The organism is Sphingobacterium deserti (genome assembly GCF_000757725.1).
GTDB classification, from domain to species: Bacteria; Bacteroidota; Bacteroidia; order Sphingobacteriales; family Sphingobacteriaceae; genus Sphingobacterium; species Sphingobacterium deserti.
In genome coordinates this window covers 116,600-133,866 of record NZ_JJMU01000022.1, presented here as the reverse complement: position 1 = coordinate 133,866, position 17,267 = coordinate 116,600, and the positions used below count along the sequence as shown (strand labels likewise).

The 17,267-nt window shown below is 42.0% G+C and carries 18 protein-coding genes; 11 read left to right on the top strand and 7 right to left on the bottom strand.

The genetic code is table 11. The features are described 5' to 3' along the window. Positions 1–204: 204 nt before the first annotated feature. Positions 205–1,344, top strand: a complete 1,140-nt coding sequence (locus DI53_RS07015) for a TlpA disulfide reductase family protein (protein WP_037497096.1) — start codon at positions 205–207, stop codon at positions 1,342–1,344. Positions 1,345–1,420: 76 nt separating this feature from the next. Here the strand turns inward: DI53_RS07015 and pfkA are convergent, their stop codons facing one another. The 4 genes from pfkA to DI53_RS06995 form a co-directional block, all read right to left on the bottom strand. Further along, positions 1,421–2,395, bottom strand: a complete 975-nt coding sequence (gene pfkA / locus DI53_RS07010) for a 6-phosphofructokinase (protein WP_037497094.1) — start codon at positions 2,393–2,395, stop codon at positions 1,421–1,423. A 19-nt stretch (positions 2,396–2,414) separates the two neighbouring features. After that, complete coding sequence (locus tag DI53_RS07005) at positions 2,415–4,136, bottom strand: protein-disulfide reductase DsbD family protein (RefSeq protein WP_037497128.1); 1,722 nt, start codon at positions 4,134–4,136, stop codon at positions 2,415–2,417. A gap of 77 nt (positions 4,137–4,213) precedes the next feature. Next, positions 4,214–4,663, bottom strand: coding sequence for a protein-disulfide reductase DsbD domain-containing protein (locus DI53_RS07000; protein ID WP_037497092.1), 450 nt, complete (start codon positions 4,661–4,663; stop codon positions 4,214–4,216). Positions 4,664–4,778: 115 nt separating this feature from the next. Further along, positions 4,779–5,552, bottom strand: a complete 774-nt coding sequence (locus DI53_RS06995) for a biotin--[acetyl-CoA-carboxylase] ligase (protein ID WP_052072159.1) — start codon at positions 5,550–5,552, stop codon at positions 4,779–4,781. Positions 5,553–5,602: 50 nt separating this feature from the next. Between DI53_RS06995 and rsfS the strand changes: the two genes are divergently transcribed. From rsfS to DI53_RS06975, 4 genes are all read left to right on the top strand, one after another. Next, on the top strand, positions 5,603–5,977 hold the full coding sequence (rsfS, locus tag DI53_RS06990; protein ID WP_037497090.1) for a ribosome silencing factor: 375 nt from the start codon (positions 5,603–5,605) through the stop codon (positions 5,975–5,977). A 38-nt stretch (positions 5,978–6,015) separates the two neighbouring features. Next, a complete protein-coding gene (ftsH, locus tag DI53_RS06985; protein WP_037497088.1) occupies positions 6,016–8,088 on the top strand; it encodes an ATP-dependent zinc metalloprotease FtsH in 2,073 nt (690 codons plus the stop codon). An 86-nt stretch (positions 8,089–8,174) separates the two neighbouring features. Next, the gene (locus DI53_RS06980) at positions 8,175–8,822 is read left to right on the top strand and encodes a LutC/YkgG family protein (RefSeq protein WP_037497085.1); all 648 of its coding nucleotides are present in this window, start codon (positions 8,175–8,177) and stop codon (positions 8,820–8,822) included. A gap of 14 nt (positions 8,823–8,836) precedes the next feature. Continuing rightward, on the top strand, positions 8,837–9,463 hold the full coding sequence (locus DI53_RS06975; RefSeq protein ID WP_037497082.1) for a rhomboid family intramembrane serine protease: 627 nt from the start codon (positions 8,837–8,839) through the stop codon (positions 9,461–9,463). Positions 9,464–9,468: 5 nt separating this feature from the next. Here the strand turns inward: DI53_RS06975 and DI53_RS06970 are convergent, their stop codons facing one another. Continuing rightward, entirely contained in the window at positions 9,469–11,007 is a 1,539-nt protein-coding gene (locus tag DI53_RS06970) for a YifB family Mg chelatase-like AAA ATPase (RefSeq protein WP_037497081.1), read from the bottom strand. A gap of 211 nt (positions 11,008–11,218) precedes the next feature. Here DI53_RS06970 and DI53_RS06965 point away from each other — a divergent pair, with 211 nt between their 5' ends. The 3 genes from DI53_RS06965 (at position 11,219) to DI53_RS06955 (ending at position 12,646) form a co-directional block, all read left to right on the top strand. Next, positions 11,219–11,488: a YtxH domain-containing protein gene (locus tag DI53_RS06965; protein WP_037497079.1), complete on the top strand. Its 270-nt coding sequence runs from the start codon at positions 11,219–11,221 to the stop codon at positions 11,486–11,488. 245 nt (positions 11,489–11,733) lie between these two features. Next, positions 11,734–12,153 carry a hypothetical protein gene (locus DI53_RS06960; RefSeq protein WP_037497077.1) on the top strand — a complete coding sequence of 140 codons (420 nt, stop codon included), beginning with the start codon at positions 11,734–11,736 and terminating at the stop codon, positions 12,151–12,153. Continuing rightward, a complete protein-coding gene (locus DI53_RS06955) occupies positions 12,128–12,646 on the top strand; it encodes a hypothetical protein (protein ID WP_037497075.1) in 519 nt (172 codons plus the stop codon). The genes DI53_RS06960 and DI53_RS06955 overlap by 26 nt, the downstream gene beginning before the upstream one ends. Here the strand turns inward: DI53_RS06955 and fcl are convergent. Then, entirely contained in the window at positions 12,643–13,575 is a 933-nt protein-coding gene (gene fcl, locus DI53_RS06950) for a GDP-L-fucose synthase (protein ID WP_037497073.1), read from the bottom strand. The genes DI53_RS06955 and fcl overlap by 4 nt on opposite strands. Positions 13,576–13,631: 56 nt before the next feature. On the opposite strand from fcl, the gene trmB reads away from it, so the two are divergent. Then, on the top strand, positions 13,632–14,282 hold the full coding sequence (gene trmB, locus DI53_RS06945; protein ID WP_037497071.1) for a tRNA (guanosine(46)-N7)-methyltransferase TrmB: 651 nt from the start codon (positions 13,632–13,634) through the stop codon (positions 14,280–14,282). A 14-nt stretch (positions 14,283–14,296) separates the two neighbouring features. Here the strand turns inward: trmB and DI53_RS06940 are convergent, their stop codons facing one another. Then, positions 14,297–15,025 (bottom strand): RDD family protein, encoded by a 729-nt coding sequence (locus tag DI53_RS06940; protein WP_037497070.1) that lies wholly within the window; start codon positions 15,023–15,025, stop codon positions 14,297–14,299. Positions 15,026–15,375: 350 nt separating this feature from the next. Between DI53_RS06940 and DI53_RS06935 the strand changes: the two genes are divergently transcribed. Both DI53_RS06935 and DI53_RS06930 read left to right on the top strand, forming a co-directional pair. Next, positions 15,376–16,338 carry a stage II sporulation protein M gene (locus DI53_RS06935; RefSeq protein WP_037497068.1) on the top strand — a complete coding sequence of 321 codons (963 nt, stop codon included), beginning with the start codon at positions 15,376–15,378 and terminating at the stop codon, positions 16,336–16,338. Then, complete coding sequence (locus DI53_RS06930) at positions 16,329–17,246, top strand: hypothetical protein (RefSeq protein WP_037497065.1); 918 nt, start codon at positions 16,329–16,331, stop codon at positions 17,244–17,246. The genes DI53_RS06935 and DI53_RS06930 overlap by 10 nt, the downstream gene beginning before the upstream one ends. Positions 17,247–17,267 lie beyond the last annotated feature (21 nt).

Below are 17,267 nucleotides of genomic sequence, written 5' to 3'. Positions count from 1 at the left end.
ACAGTTTAGGAGGCGGCGGCAGACGGAGCGGAGGTAGTGGCGGTGGCTTCGGTGGGGGCGGCTTTGGAGGTGGAAGTAGCGGCGGAGGTTTTGGTGGCTTCGGTGGTGGCGGCTTTGGCGGCGGCGGATCTAGTGGTAATTGGTAATATGTAAAAATTTACCTTTTGGTTTTTGTAGAGTCAATAAATACATAGTAAATAAGATATGAAAAAAGTAATGTTAACATACATAGGGTTAATTCCTGCGCTTTTATTTGCGCAAGAGGAATTTACACTAAACGGTAAAATTGGAAATACGCAAGCGGGAGCGAAAGTATTTATCCAATATCAAGATAACGGTCAGGCTGTGATAGACTCGGCTAATGTGAGCAATGGTGTCTTTAAATACCAAGGTTCCGTCGTTGAACCTACACAGGCGCGGATGTTCCTGTCGGCAGAAGGAAAGACAATGTCCGAACTGCGAGAAAGTAGCCAGCGTCCACCGATGAATTCAGTTTATCTATCAAAAGGTGTGATTCAATTTGAAGGAACTGATTTTGAATCAGCAGTAAGCAAGGGAAATGCAATTAACGACGATTTTTCCAAATACAAGGGTCTATTAAAAGGCATGGAGACCGAGTTTGCTGCATTGGATGCCGAATATCAGGCTGCGCCGGATGAGAAAAAGAAAGATGAAGCATTTATCCAGGGCTTGCAAGCAAAGGCGGCGGTGATTTACGAAAAGCAGGAAGCTGTTAATAAGGATTTCGTGAAGGCTAACCCAAATAGCTATGTAGCTTTGTCTATCTTGGATGAATTGGTATCGCCTGAAAATGTAACGTCTTTTGTCAAGCCTACTTATGACGGCCTTGCTGCGAATCTAAAAGCAACAACATTAGGAAAGAAGTTGGGCGATAAAATAGCTTCGATGGAGAAATTGGCTGTTGGCGCTTTGGCTCCTGATTTTACTCTTCCAGATACAACAGGTAAAGAACTGGCATTGTCGTCCTTGAAGGGCAAATATGTATTGATTGATTTCTGGGCTAGCTGGTGCGGGCCTTGCCGCCATGAGAATCCAAATGTCGTAGCCGCTTTCAATAAGTTTAAAGATAAGAATTTCACGGTTTTAGGTGTTTCTTTAGACCGCCCTGGCAAGAAAGATGATTGGTTGAAAGCTATTCAAGACGATAAACTCGGTCAGTGGCCTCAAGTCTCCGATCTCCAATTTTGGAATTCTCCGGTAGTCGAACTCTACTCAATTCGTGGGATACCTCAAAATTACCTGATAGATCCTGATGGCAAAATCGTAGCGTCCAACTTACGAGGTGAAGCGCTTGAACAAAAGCTACAGGAAATATTGAAATAAAACGAAAAGTATTGCATAAAAAAGGTGGCTATCCAACATGATAGCCACCTTTTTTATGCGTGTACTGGTAAGCCCGTTACAGAGACAAAATTTCAACGATCCTTGTAAGGTTTTCATTAATCTTGTTGATGTGCTTAATAGCTTTGCTAAATGGAGTAAATTGAACCTGTCCACAGATCAACCCTGCCATTTCGCCCCGGCGACCTTCTATTAAGGCCTCTACAGAGGCTACACCGAGCCTACTGGCCAACACACGATCCATACATGTAGGTTTCCCGCCGCGTTGGATATGGCCTAAAATGGATAAGCGCACATCATAGTGGGGGAAATTTTCTTGGATACGCTCTGCTACAACAATCCCTCCTTCTTTATCGCCTTCTGCAACGATAATTATGCGGGACGATTTGTTCTTCCGGGTTTTGTCTAACCTCTTCATGATCGCATCATAGTCTACTTGCAACTCAGGGATTAAAACAGCTTCAGCACCTGTACTTATGCCTGAACGTAGCGCTATAAGTCCCGAATCACGGCCCATCACTTCCACGACAAACAATCTATCATGCGATTCCGCAGTATCCCTGATTTTATCTACAGCATCAACAACGGTATTTATCGCTGTATCGTAACCAATGGTAAAATCTGTACCTGCAAGGTCATTATCGATTGTTCCTGGTATACCGATAATAGGAATATCAAATTCTTCAATGAATTTTGACGCACCGGTAAATGTGCCATCGCCCCCGATAACAACAAGAGCATCGATTTCTAGTTTTTTGATATTTTCAAAAGCCAACTCTCGGCCTTCATATGTTCTGAATTCGTCGCTTCTGGCTGTCTTTAAAACCGTTCCTCCACGTTGGATGATGTTCGCTACAGATTTTGCGTCCATAGGAATAATGTCTCCCTGAACCAATCCATCGTATCCTCTGCGAACTCCGAAAACGTTTAGGCCATTGTAAATACCGGCTCTAACTACCGCCCGAATGGCTGCGTTCATTCCCGGGGAATCGCCGCCAGATGTTAAAACTGCAATATTTTTTATAGTCTTCATCTTATATATTGAAAGTGTCTTATTTATTTTTAAATAAATCGATGCCTTGTTGCAAATAAGCGCTGTAGGCCGGTATATCATAATTTGCGCCTGTGGGTGGTAGCAGAACCTTCCCCTCGGTATCGACAATTACGTATAATGGCTGCGAGTTGCTGTTGAACGTTGCAGCCTGAAAGTCGCTATTTTTTTTTCCAATGGTATTGATTTTCTTTCCCGAATAGCTTGATACATACTGCTCGGTGGCCTCGAGTTCCGTACGATCATCTACAAACAGCTCGATCATTACGAACTCGTCTCGCAGTAGCGAGGCCACCTGTGGATCGGTCCATACATTCGCTTCCATTTTGCGGCAGTTCACACAGTTCCAGCCGGTAAAATCAATGAGTGCAGGTTTGCCAAGATCTTTGGCCGCCGCAAGCCCCTCTTCATAGTCGTAATAGGGCTCGAACCCTTTAGGTGTGCCGCGCTCGTGGAAAATCTCGTAATACTTTTTCTTTTTTCCATCCGTTTTACCGGCTTGTGGTGCTGCAGCATAGCCTGCAACGGAAAGGTCGAAGTCCTGTGTGGCCGATGGTGGTAAAAAAGCGGATATGGATTTTAGCGGAGCACCCCACATGCCAGGCACCATGTATACTACGAAAGAGAATACAATGATGGCAAAGATGGTGCGCGGCACCGAAAGGTGCGTGAGTGGACTATCGTGTGCAAAGCGGATCTTGCCAATAAGGTAAAGTCCCATCATGCCGAAAATAACAATCCATAGCGCAAGAAACACTTCCCGATCCAGCCAATTCCAATGGTAGGCCAAATCTACATTAGACAAGAATTTTAGCGCAAGAGCGAGCTCTAGAAAGGCCAATACAACCTTCACGCTGTTGAGCCATCCGCCAGATTTTGGAAGGGATTTGAGCATGGAAGGAAAAACTGCAAAGATAACGAACGGTATAGCAAGCGCTAACGAGAAACCCAGCATGCCTACCGCAGGCCCCAAGCGCTCGCCTTTCGAGGCAGCCTCTACCAATAGGGTGCCAATAATAGGACCCGTGCAAGAGAAAGAAACCAATGCGAGGCTGAAGGCCATGAAAAATAGGCCGAGCAGCCCTCCCTGATCAGAGCGGGCATCGATCTTGTTGACAAACGAGCTAGGTAATGTCAGTTCGAAAGCACCAAAGAAAGAGGCAGCGAAGGCTACAAGTATCAGAAAGAAGATAAAATTAAACACGCCATTGGTAGAAAGGGCATTGAGCGCATCCGAACCAAATGTAATCGTGATCAGCATCCCTAGCGCAACATAAATAACAATGATGAACAAGCCATAGAGAAGGGCCTGAGAAACAGCTTTCAGCCTAGACCCCGCACGCTTGGTGAAAAAGCTTACGGTGAGGGGTACCATGGGGAAAATACAGGGCATGATGAAGGCGGCAAAGCCTCCCAGCAAGCCAGCAATAAAGATACCCCACAAGGATTGTTTTTGCTGTCCAGCCTCGGCTTGTTCACTCGCAGCTACCGCCGCGGAGCTGTCCGGAGATACCGTATCGGCTGGACTCTCGGAAAATACGAGGTCTTCAGGAACACTTAATAGCGTATCGCTTTCTCCTGAAGACTCATTACCAGCGGCAGAACCATCAGTAAACTCTACGTCATCCAGTGAGATAAGACTGTCTTGTTGAGCAAAAGCGGTGTGGAGAGATAATACTATTAGAAGTTGTAGAACTACAACATATTTTGTTAATAAACGCATGCCTGTTATCGATAATTTGCTAAAATAAAAAAAAGGCAGTAAACCCACTGCCTTAATAATTTCTATGTGTACAAATACTACTTTATTGTGACGTTGAAGGCATATTCCTCTGGAGGTAGACACTGGCTTTTATCACAGGCCATAAACTCAACAACGCCTTTTACTGTAGTTTGATTTTTATTAAGCTTTACCTTTTGTTGGAAAGTAACTTCCTTAGCATAAAAAGGCACATTCATTTTAAAGTCTTTCTCATATTTTGATTGTGGACTTGGTGCCGCTACCTTCCCATTCAGCGCAAAATCTTTTGATGGCGTAAACTGAAACGACGTTGAAATTGGCCCGCCTTCAGGTACATTCAAGCCGTAGATGTGCCAGCCATCTTGTATGGTCGCTTTAACAAAAACAACGGCTTCTTTACTATTTAGTTTTTTCGAAGCTACAGACCACTTTACTGGGTTGTAAATTTGCGCAACGGCACCGAAAACCGTAAATAAAACCGTGATGATCACCAAACTGAATTTTTTCATACTTATAAATTGTTTACTTGATGGACTACGTGTGCACCTTAAAGTTTAAATCAAATCTAGAAAATTCTTGCGAATATTAATAATCAGACAATCTATTCCGAAAGTAAATTTACTGTTATATTATAAATGCGATCTCTTTGCTGTCATATTTACATAGTTGATCATCAACAATTACGTGCAATAGCCCCTGTTCATCAACCCCCTGTATTATTCCTACTTTCTCCAACCCATCAACTAAGAATTTTGCAGGAACATCTTTTCTAAATAATTGGTCATTATATTTATTGATCAGCGCAGTCGTATCCATCAGCAGATGGCTTTCATAGATGGATAAGATATTCATGAGTAGATCAAAGCATAAATTTTTAATGTCGACCTTATTCATCTCACTGGATTCTAACTGCAGGGATGTTGTTTTCCATGCTATCGATTCAGGAAAAGAAATTTGATTGACGTTGATTCCAATGCCTACGATGGAGGTATGTATGTTAGCTCCTGTCAATCTGTTTTCAATCAAAACCCCGCACAGTTTTTTATTACCGACATAAATATCGTTAGGCCATTTTACGCAGGCATCTAAACCATATTGCTTCAATGTTGTTTGAATACCGAGGCACACCATCATGTTTAAACTAAACGATTTTGCGCTGGGGAAGTTTGTAGGGAAGAGGAGGAAACTAAATGTGAGATTTTCATCCTTCGATGACAGCCAGATGCCGTCACGTTGCCCCCGCCCATGCGTTTGATTACTTGCCATAATGGCAGTTGCTTCGGCAAGTGGCTTAATATTTGACAAAAGTTCTTTTAAATAATCATTTGTAGATGATACCTCATCCAATACAATTAAATTTTGTCTAAGGTAAAGTCGGGAAAATGTGTTATTTTGCAAGGGAGAACAATTAAAAAGTGTAAAATATTATTCAAAACTAATATTTTTTGATGAGTAAAAATACAAAAACGCAATTGTCTGGAAAGCTTGCGGAAGTGGTGGTGCTGGGCATGCAGGAGAAGAAAGGGAATGAGATTGTGCGAATGGATATGCGCAGCGTGAATGCGACCCTCTCAGATTATTTTGTTATTTGTCATGCAGACTCTACCATACAGGTTAACGCGATCGCGAAGAGTGTAGAAGATGAGGTTTACAAGGCTTTTGGACAGGAACCTTGGCACAAAGAAGGGCATGGTAACGGAGAGTGGATTTTATTAGATTTCGTGGATGTGGTTGTGCATATCTTCAAAACAGAAAAAAGAAGCCATTATGGCATAGAAGACTTGTGGGGCGACGCACAAGTACAATCGTATCAAAGTGCATGACACTTTTAACAAGTAATAGACAGATATAACAAATTATAATGAAGAAAATTCCGAGTAAAAAAGTGACTCCCGTTCCGCCAAGATTTAATATGATGTGGCTCTGGATATTAATTATCCTGGGATTCTTCGGTCTCCAGTACTTCTTTAGCAGTGAGTCTACTAAAAAGATTACGTATGCAGAGTTTGAAGAAAAAATGCTCCGTCCTGGCGATGTAGAACGGTTAGTAGCTTTTAAGAATAATGATCTAATCGATGTTGAAGTATATATCAAAAAAGATAAACTTAGTGAGGAGAAATATAAGGAGGTAACTCCCAATTCGAATTCGTTGATGCTATCGCCCTCTGCAGGTCCTCAGTACGTTTTTACCGAGCCGTCGGCTGATATATTGGAAAAGAAGCTCAACGCTTCTCAAGATAGCTTGGCTGCTGATCAAACAAAAATTGCTGTAAACTACGAAGATCGTTCAAACCCTTGGGCGGGCTGGTTTATTTCGTTTATGCTACCCTTGCTAATCATTGTTGCAATATGGATGTTGCTGATGCGTAGGATGGGTGGCGGCGCTGGTAGCGGCGGCGGTGCTATTTTTAATATAGGTAAGTCCAAGGCTCAGCTTTTCGACAAAGAATCGCAGATAAATATTACGTTTAACGATGTGGCGGGACTGGAAGAAGCTAAAACGGAGGTTATGGAAATTGTTGATTTCCTCAAAAATCCGAAAAAGTACACTGATTTAGGTGGTAAGATTCCGAAAGGAGCTTTGTTGGTAGGCCCTCCAGGCACCGGTAAAACATTATTAGCGAAAGCCGTGGCCGGCGAAGCCCAAGTTCCATTTTTCTCACTTTCTGGATCTGACTTTGTGGAAATGTTTGTTGGCGTCGGTGCATCTCGTGTTCGTGACCTCTTTAAGCAGGCTAAAGAAAAAGCCCCTTGTATAATTTTCATCGACGAGATCGACGCAATTGGTCGTGCCCGCGGCAAAAATTCGGTGATGGGAGGAAACGACGAGCGAGAAAATACATTGAACCAGCTATTGGTAGAAATGGACGGATTTGGAACCAATTTAGGCGTTATCATATTAGCTGCTACAAACCGACTAGATGTATTAGATTCTGCTTTATTGCGTCCAGGACGCTTTGATAGGCAAATTTCTATTGACAAACCTGACTTGATCGGTCGTGAGCACATCTTCAGTGTGCACTTGAAGCCGTTAAAACTTTCTGAAGAAGTAGATGCCAAAAAGCTATCGGCTCAAACGCCTGGTTTTGCGGGTGCAGAAATTGCGAATGTTTGTAATGAGGCGGCACTTATCGCAGCACGTAAAAACAAACGCTCGATCGATATGCAAGATTTTCAAGATGCGATAGATCGTGTGATCGGAGGCTTAGAGAAAAAGAACAAAATAATCTCTCCAGATGAGAAGAAGATCGTTGCTTATCATGAGGCGGGACATGCGATAGCTGGTTGGTTTTTGGAGTATGCTGATCCTTTGGTAAAAGTGTCCATCGTACCACGTGGTGTAGCGGCATTGGGTTATGCGCAATACCTACCTAAGGAACAGTTTCTGTACACCACGGAGCAATTGCTGGACAGCATGTGTATGACCATGGGTGGCCGTGTAGCGGAAGATATCACCTTCGGACGTATCAGTACCGGCGCTCAAAACGACTTAGAGCGAATCACCAAGTTGGCTTATGCAATGACCGCAGTGTATGGTATGAATGATAAGGTGGGGAATGTATCTTTCCGAGATAGTTCGGGGGATTCACAATTTCAAAAGCCCTATTCGGATCAAACTGCCGAATTGATCGACGAAGAAGTGCGTACACTGATTTCTGCGGTTTATGAAAGAACCAAGCAGCTGCTCATCGACAAGCAAGATGGTCTTGTCAAAATCGCAGAGAAGCTATTAGAGAAGGAAATCTTATTTCAGAGTGATTTGGAGGAAATCCTTGGTAAACGCCCTTTCGATAATAGAACGACGTATGACGAGTTTGTGAACGGCGGTGTAGATGGAGGCGGAGTTCCGCAAACTGATTTACCGCTGGATTTACCTCCCGAAGGCAGCACCAACGATGCTAAATCAGAAGATAAAAACGAGTTCAAAGGCTAAACACGAAATATAAATTAGCATGAAAAGTACTTCTTTGCTCTTGCGCAAGGAAGTACTTTTTCTATAGTCAGGGCTTACTTCTACACATGAATATCAGAAACACAACAGCGAAGGAACGAATGCTGAAGAAAATTCGGCAGGCTTTACTACAGAAACGCGAAAATCCGTATTTAGATTTCGAAGATTCGCCACTCTATAAAGATGAAACCGAGCCGTTGGATCTTACTTTCGCTCGCGAATTAACTGCAGTTTCTGGAAAATTTGTATACTGTGATGGCGAAATCGCGCTTATAGAGAATTTGATCTTGCTTGCAGAATCCCTCAAAATTAATAAAATATTCGCATGGGAATATGCCGTTCAGCAGCTGTTGGATCAATATGGCTTCCCGGTGTATACAACAGGCCATAATTTTGATCAAGCAGATGCGGCTATCACCGTTTGTGAAGCGCTTATTGCAAGGAATGGTAATGTTTTAATCTCCAATGGAGATGCGGCTGGCCGCGCATTGAGCGTTTATCCCCCGGTGCATATTGTTATTGCAAAAGCTTCGCAGCTCGTTATGGACGTGAAGCACGCTTTGCGTAAAGTGCAGGAAAAATATCATGATAAATTTCCAACTATGTTGACAATGATAGATGGACCTAGTTTACACACCGACTTCATAAATCAAAGCTTGCCGGTAGGGCAAGGGTCTAAGGAGTTGTATGTATTCTTATTGGAGGACAGATTTTAATGACCAATTAAACAATGATCGATAGCATATATTCCACCCCTGTTTCCTCGCTGATCTTTGCCTTAACTATTGGCACGAGCATATTCGTGTTCTCTAATCCGCAGTGGTACGGGAAACTCATGTTGCATCCATATACGATCTACAGGAATAAGGATAAGTACTATACCGTTTTCAGTAGCGGACTTATCCATAAAGACTGGATGCATTTGTTGTTTAATATGATCACTTTCTACTACTTTGGCTTTTCACTTGAAGCTATATTTGTCGAGCTAAGTGGAACATGGGGACATTTGATTTTCGCGGGTCTCTACCTCGTAAGTTTGGTGTTGAGTGATATTCCTACAATTTTGCAGCAAAGGAACAATACAGGATACTACAGTCTAGGTGCTTCCGGGTCAATTTGTGCGGTGCTCTTTAGCTATATACTATTTATGCCAAAGGCGCCGTTAGGCGTTTTTATGATTATTCCTATGCCAGCCTACGTTTTCGCGGCCCTCTTTCTCGGATATAGTATTTGGGCGTCCAGAAAATCAAATGATGGCATTAACCACGAAGCGCATTTATATGGTGCTTTGACAGGCGTTATACTCACCCTGGTATTATACCCTTGGGTGTTTCGCCATTTTGTGGAAAGCTTTTAAGGAAGTTATCCCGCCCAGTTTTCTCGGTCAAGGCTTCTAAAATGTATCGCTTCCGCAATGTGATGATTCGCTATGTGTGCAGCGCCTTCCATATCGGCTATCGTTCGCGCTACCTTTAATATTCTGTCGTAGGCGCGAGCGGAAAGATTTAATCTTTCCATTGCATTCTGTAACAACCGTTTACCATCCTCATGAATGTTGCAAACATCCCTGACGGTCTTTGTGCCCATTTGTGCGTTGCAATGGATAGCGCGCGATGTGATGAATCTCGCTTCCTGGGCTTTCCTTGCAGTTATCACCCGTGCGCGAATGGATTTACTGTTTTCACTTATTCTATTACTTGCAAGCTCATTAAATTCAACGGGAGTAACTTCCACATGGAGATCTATCCGATCAAGCAACGGGCCCGATATTTTGCTGAGATAACGTTGTACCACCGCGCTTCCACAGATACATTCTTTTTCGGGATGATTATAATACCCACAAGGACAAGGATTCATCGCGGCAATAAGCATAAAGCTCGCTGGATAATCCACCGATAAGCGCGCCCGAGAGATTGTAATACTCCGAGATTCTAACGGTTGCCGCATCACCTCCAAAACGGATCGCTTAAATTCGGGAAGCTCATCAAGAAAAAGTACACCATTATGCGCCAGCGAAATTTCTCCAGGTTGAGGATGCGATCCTCCGCCGACGAGGGCAACATCCGAAATGGTGTGATGGGGCGCTCGAAAGGGGCGAATCGTCATTAAGGCAGACTGTTCTCTGAGTTGACCCGCTACAGAATGTATTTTGGTGGTCTCTATAGATTCATCCAGTGTTAAAGGCGGAAGGATTGTCGGCAAACGTTTTGCCAGCATAGTTTTCCCCGCTCCGGGAGGTCCGATAAGAATGACATTGTGTCCCCCGGCAGCGGCTATCTCCAACGCACGCTTTATGTTTTCTTGACCCTTGACATCTGCAAAGTCGACCTCGTAATCATTGATATGATTGAGAAACTCCTGCTCAATATCCAGCCTTAATGGTGCAATCGTCTCTTCCTCGCTCAAAAAGGAAACAATTTCTTTTAAATTATTGACCGGTAATACATCAATATGCTGTACAGCGGCGGCTTCTCTCGCATTAACTTCTGGCAGCATAATGCCTTTGAAACCGTCCTTCTGTGCTTGTATAGCCACAGGCAAAGCACCCTTTATAGGTTGAATTTCACCGTTTAAAGATAGTTCGCCCAGGATCAGATAGTCCGATAATAGCCTATCGGGCATTTGTCCCGAAGCAGCCAAGATGCCAACGGCCATTGATAAGTCGTATGCTGATCCTTCCTTGCGAATATCAGCTGGGGCTAAATTCACAACAATTTTTTGTCGAGGCATACGGAAGCCGATTGTGGAAATCGCACTCTCAATGCGCTGCCAGCTTTCCTTTATGGCGTTATCGGGTAGTCCAACAATATAATATTTTGTTCCTGTCGAGATATGAACTTCAACGGTTATAGATGTGGCCTCAATGCCGTGCACAGCGCTACTGAATGTTTTAACGAGCATATGGATTACAATGGTTTCTTTAAAGATAAAGAAATTGGGTAAGAATGCAATTTATTTTTTCAAAACACATAATCTTTTGGTCAGTTTTTTGTTGATATTCGATATTGCGGCCGTTTGTGCCAAAATAGTTTTGTATTTTTAAAACGTTTAGAACAATCATTTGTTAAACATATATCGTCTATAATACTTTCATTAATAAAAGACAAATCTTATGAACGAAAACAGTAAAATAGTTACGGCACTGTTGGCTGGCTTAGCGGCGGGAGCAGTTTTGGGCTTGTTGTTTGCGCCTGATAAGGGCTCCGAAACAAGGGATAAGATCCAAGACTCATTAGCAGATCTTGGTGATGCAATAAAAGAACGGGCTGAGGAGCAGCTGGATCAGCTTAACGACTTGAAGGAAAAGCTTGTTGCGGCCGTTAAATCAAAAGTTTCTCATGTGGAATCTGCGATTGACGATGAGATAGAAGAGCACGCATAGTATATGGGAGCCGTCTAGGCGGCTCCATATTTGGTACACATGAGGTCAATGCCAAAAAATGGATACCTTCCAATTTTTGGAGTTGGTTTAAGTCGCGCAATATAAACGTTGTTGAAAAAAAGGGTAGCGTCGCTTGTATCATGCGTTTCTGGCAGTGCGATACAATTTGTTTAAATCCGCCGGTAACAGCGCCCTGCGTTCGTTTAGTCGGCTTATTTTTACCTTTTTAATAAATTTACAAATTCATGGAAGAAGAAAAATTCTCATTTAGCGGTACGTTCCAAAAAGGAAAAGAATACGTAGATACGCAAATCAAGCTTTTGAAGTTAAAATCACTGGCTAAAGGTTCCCGTATTGTGGGATCTTTGGTATTAGATGTATCAAAAGTAGTTCTTTCGTTATTTATCCTTTTTTTCTGTTCGCTAGCGCTCGGGTTTTTTCTGGGAGAGTTATTAGATAGTTATGCCTTGGGATTTTTGCTCACAGGCGTTATTTTCTTTATCATTTTATTGCTTATCCGTGCCTTTGAGCCCGCTTTGGAATCTATCTTTATGAATTTAACGATACGTAAGCTTGCAAATAAATGGAATGGGGACGAAGATGAAGATGTTATACAAGAGAAAGTAAAAACGGATATAAATGAAGAGTTCGCAAAAAATAAATAATCTGCAGGATCTAAAAATCGAGATTGCTCGTCTTAATGTACGCAAGAAAGAACAAGAGGTCTATTTACTCGATCAATATGAACTGCTTAAAACAAAGGTAGAAAGTCCAATCCGTTTTATTAAAAACTTTACTACGGTTGTTCCTGGAGCCGGTATTGTCAAAGGCGTTGCATCTAATATAAGTAAGGCTATGAAGGGGAAGGACGCCGACTGGTTGACAAATGTATTACAGATAGGTACACCATTGGTATTGAACTCTACACTGCTCCGCAATGCGGGTTGGTTGAAAAAAGCCGTAGTATTGCTCGCTTCTGAGACGGCTGTAGGCCAAGTAAATCAAAGCAAAATAAGTTCTCTGATCGGAAAAGTTACCAATTTTATTCGGCCTAAGAACAAAAAGAAAAGGAAGAAAAAAGAAACGATCCCGGCGGAACCGGTTTTGGATAATGATACTCCAGACTTCGGCCTGCCAACGAATAGCGAGACATACTAAATTGTATGTTTCGCTTTAAAATCTTCATACGCCAAACGTATGCCATCAGCTAGCGGTATCTTGTGTTTCCAGCCTAAGTCGTGAAGTTTTTTTACATCCATAAGTTTTCTAGGCGTCCCGTCAGGCTTTTGCTCGTCAAATTCTATTGATCCCTTAAACCCCACAATTTCCTTAATCAGCGTCGCAAGGTCGCGTATGCTCAGATCTTCGCCTATCCCTACATTTATAAACTGTTCATCACTGTAATTGTCCATCAGAAATAAACAGGCTTCGCCCAAATCGTCCGCATATAAAAACTCGCGTAGTGGAGTACCCGTGCCCCAAATCGTTACGCTGGTCGCTCCATTCGTTTTGGCTTCGTGAAACCTGCGTATCAAAGCAGGCAATACGTGCGAGTTTTCGGGATGATAGTTGTCATTTATACCATAAAGATTGGTAGGCATAGCCGATATAAAATTGCAGCCGTACTGTGAGCGGTATGCCTCGCACATTTTAATTCCAGCTATTTTCGCGATAGCGTAGGGTTCATTTGTTGTTTCCAGTGTCCCTGTAAGGAGATAGTCTTCCCTTAACGGTTGTGGTGCTAGCTTTGGGTAGATACAGCTAGAACCAAGGAATAGTAACTTCTTTACCTTCTGGATATAGGCCTGGTGAATCACGTTCGTCTGGATAGCAATATTTTCGTAGAGAAAATCTGCACGATAGGTATTATTTGCCATAATTCCACCCACTTTGGCGGCGGCGAGAAAGACATAGTCGGGCTGTTGCTCCGCGAAAAAGGCAGCGACGTCAGCCTGATTGCGCAGATCCAATTCTTTGGATGTTCTTTTGATAATGCACGTATAGCCCTTACGCTCCAAGGCTCTAACGATGGCTGATCCAACCATGCCACGATGACCGGCGACAAATATTTTAGCTTCTTTTTCCACAAGAATTTATTGAATAGTGCAAATATAAGGTTATTTTTGCGCACAAAATATGAAAAATGGGTAAGGATAAGTTAAGAAAGTTTGCTGAAGTCGCCACCTTTGATAATGTTGTGCAATTAGATGCCGGAAAGGTGTTTAAAGGATCATGGTCTGAGAAGTTTTTTAAAAATAATAGTCCCGTTATTTTAGAGTTGGCCTGTGGAAAAGGCGAATACACCGTTAATCTGGCAAAACTCTTTCCTGATAAAAATTTTATTGGTGTAGATTATAAAGGAAACCGTATATGGCGTGGAGCAAAAACAGCTTTAGAGGAAGGCATACCCAATGTGGCGTTTCTACGTATACAGATCGAAACTGTGCTAGCGTATTTTGATGCGGGAGAGATTGACGAAATTTGGATTACCTTCCCGGATCCGCAACCGCAAATCAGCCGCGAAAAAAAGCGATTAACCCATCCTAAATTTTTAGAAAAGTATAAGTATATTTTATCAGAGGGCGGCATCATGCATTTGAAGACAGATAATGATGAGTTTTTTGCTTATACGTTGGAGCAAATTGATAAGCTAAAGTTAACCAAGAGCAAAGAAACGCAGGATTTATATAAGTCTGATTTGGTAGATGAGGTATTGTCGATCAAGACCTATTACGAGCGGAAATACCTTGCGCATAGCAAGAACATCAACTATGTACAGTGGTCTTTCAGATAGTATTCATTTGTTTATTATCTATCTCGGAACATATAGTAGTAGTCTTTAATAACAATATCCACAAATTCCTCGGGACGCATTTGCGGTTTGACATCCAGCAACTGCACTAATTTATTGCTCAGGGCAAGAATGATGTTATAATCTTTTCGTTCATAGCCTTTCTTATACACTTCTTTTATGGTGTTTGCATCATCATCTGAGAGGTGCATTACCTGCGGAAAGGTAATTGTGTATTCTTTTGTGATTTCCGAGAAAAGTGTCTGCTGAATGGCCATGTCTTCCTTAATGCTGATAACTGCTGTATCCGCCGCAATATCCCCGATACGCTGCGCATTGCGCGTCGCAATAATGCTACTAATACCGAGTGCACCTGCGCATAGAAAGATATCGACGATGGTACAAACCCATCGAACAAAATATTGATAGATGGTAGCACGAGTTCCATCAACCTTTACAACCTTTATCTTCATGATTATTTTACCAGCGGTTTGTCCATGGAAAAAGCTTTCCATTAAAAAAGGGTAAAACATTGCAGGGAGCAATAACAGCATATAGAGGCCGGAGATCAACCAACTGTCCGTATTTTTGAAAAGACCAATATTACTTAGTACACTAAAAACCAATATAGAATAGCAGATAATGATGAAATAGTCTATACTAAAAGCAATGATTCTTGATCCGAGCGAAGCCAGCTTATATTCGAATTTGACATTCTGCGGCGTATTTATAAGTAGTCTATTCATGTGTACATAATTATTCCAAAAGCTCTTTCGATCCCTTGATCTGTTGGCGACTCCACAGCGCGTACTTATCAGTCTTATTCATGATGCACTTCGCGATATTACGTATGCTGCAAGAAGATAGTAGCTGAATTTAAGGAATAGTTTTGAAAGGTCAAACTATTCGGGAAACTTACACAGCCGACTATAACGTGCTAGATCATAGCACGCAGATTAAAAGTAAATGTTATTCATTATTTCAGTCGTTTCAGGTCTCTAACTACACGTTTTTGAAGGCGTTTTTTCTGTACAAAAATAATTGCATTTATATGTAACATTTACTAAGTTTGGTAAGAAGGTTATAAATTTAACACATGAGAGAAGCGTCCTTTATCGATCGAAATAAGGAAAAATGGGTCGTAATTGAGCACAATTTGCGAAACAAAGCTGACGTCGCCCCCGGTCAACTTGCTTCCAATTATATCGAGTTGACTAACGATTTAGCATACGCTCAAACCTTCTATCCAAAATCAAAAACGAAAGACTATTTAAACGAGCTTGCAATACTAGCTCATCAGCAATTATACCGCGACCAAAAATCGTCGGAAAGCCAGATAAAGCGCTTTATAGCGCAGGAGATTCCAGAGGCCATCTGGTCTTTGCGCCGTCCCCTATTTTATTCACTTCTGATATTTTCCCTCTCTATCCTCATTGGAATTGTTTCCGCACATTATGACGTGGATTTCATTCGTTTAATTCTCGGAGACTCTTATGTGGATATGAGTATCAGTAACATCGAAGCAGGAAACCCTGCCGGTGTATACGAAGGTGGAAGTGAGATCGGTTCTGCATTGGCTATCACTATCAACAATGTGCGCGTCGCTTTTTTGGCTTTTGCACTAGGAATTTTTTATAGTATCGGGAGCGGCTATATACTTTTTAGCAATGGTATTATGGTAGGCGCCTTCCACCATATGTTCTATCAACATGGCGTGCTGGAAGAAGCCATGTCAGCTATATGGATACATGGAGCCATTGAATTATCGGTTATCGTTATCGCAGGAGGCTGCGGCTTGGCCATTGGAAATAGCATACTCTTCCCCGGATCTTTTACGCGTGTCGAATCGTTCAAGCGTACCATTAAAACCGCTTCTAAAGTATTGGTCAGTACCGTGCCTTTCTTTATTGTAGCAGGCTTTTTGGAAGGTTTTGTGACAAGATATTACCAAGTTTCTATTTGGATGTGTATAGCAATCATTGTAGTGTCTTTTCTATGCATCGGGTATTTTTATATAATCAGACCGTATCATTTGTCTAAAATTAAGGGATGGATATAGCTTTTGAATTTAGAAAAGAAAGGAAGCTTGGCGAAATCGTGCAAGACTTTATCAATCTCTTACGGATTGTGTTAAAGCATTTTTTCTACACTATCTTTAGATTGGCTGTCATACCTCTTTGTGCCATGTTGGTACTGATATATTATATCACTACCAAGATTAACCTCACTTCCACAGCCAACTTTGATGAATCTCTGGATATTATCTGGATAGCAATTATAGCTGTCGGGGCGTTAGTGCTGATTGGGATGGTATTTTTCGGCTTGGCCATCGAATACTTCATTTTGCTTAAGAGCAGTCGAAATACAGACTTTAATTCCTCCGATGTTTGGCAAGCCTTTGTCAAGCATATTACCAGCTATCTTAAGTTTTTGGTAGTCGCTATCCTCGCGCTGCTCATTTTGGCTATTCCATTTATGATTTGCGCCCTTATCTTGGCTTTTATTCCGCTGGTGGGAAGTTTTGCAATTGGAATCTTGGGTGCATTTATCGGGGTTTGGTTTTTTTGCGCATTCCTGTTCTACAGAGAGGGTTACTTCGATGCTTTCAGCAGTCTTCAGCAGACTTTTTCAATTTTGCGAAAGAAAATATTTGATTACAGTGTGTCTTCTTATATCGTAAGTTTTATATTTCAAATATTATTAATGATGCTGTCGCTCATGCCCACCATTATATTTGGCTTGATTGCTTACAACACAATTGGCTTTGATGAAACTTTTTTCAATAGCCTTTTGGGGAGGATGATCGTTTCTTTGGGTGCAACAGTACTCGTTTTTCTTTCGATTGTTTATTACATGTCTTCCGTATTGGTTTACGGTATCATTTATGAAACAGCGAAAGAAATCAGGTTTGGTGAGGATATTTACGAAAAGATTGGGCGTTTAGGAGGACCGGAACATGGCCTTTAAAATGCAGTGCCTAGGAATCAT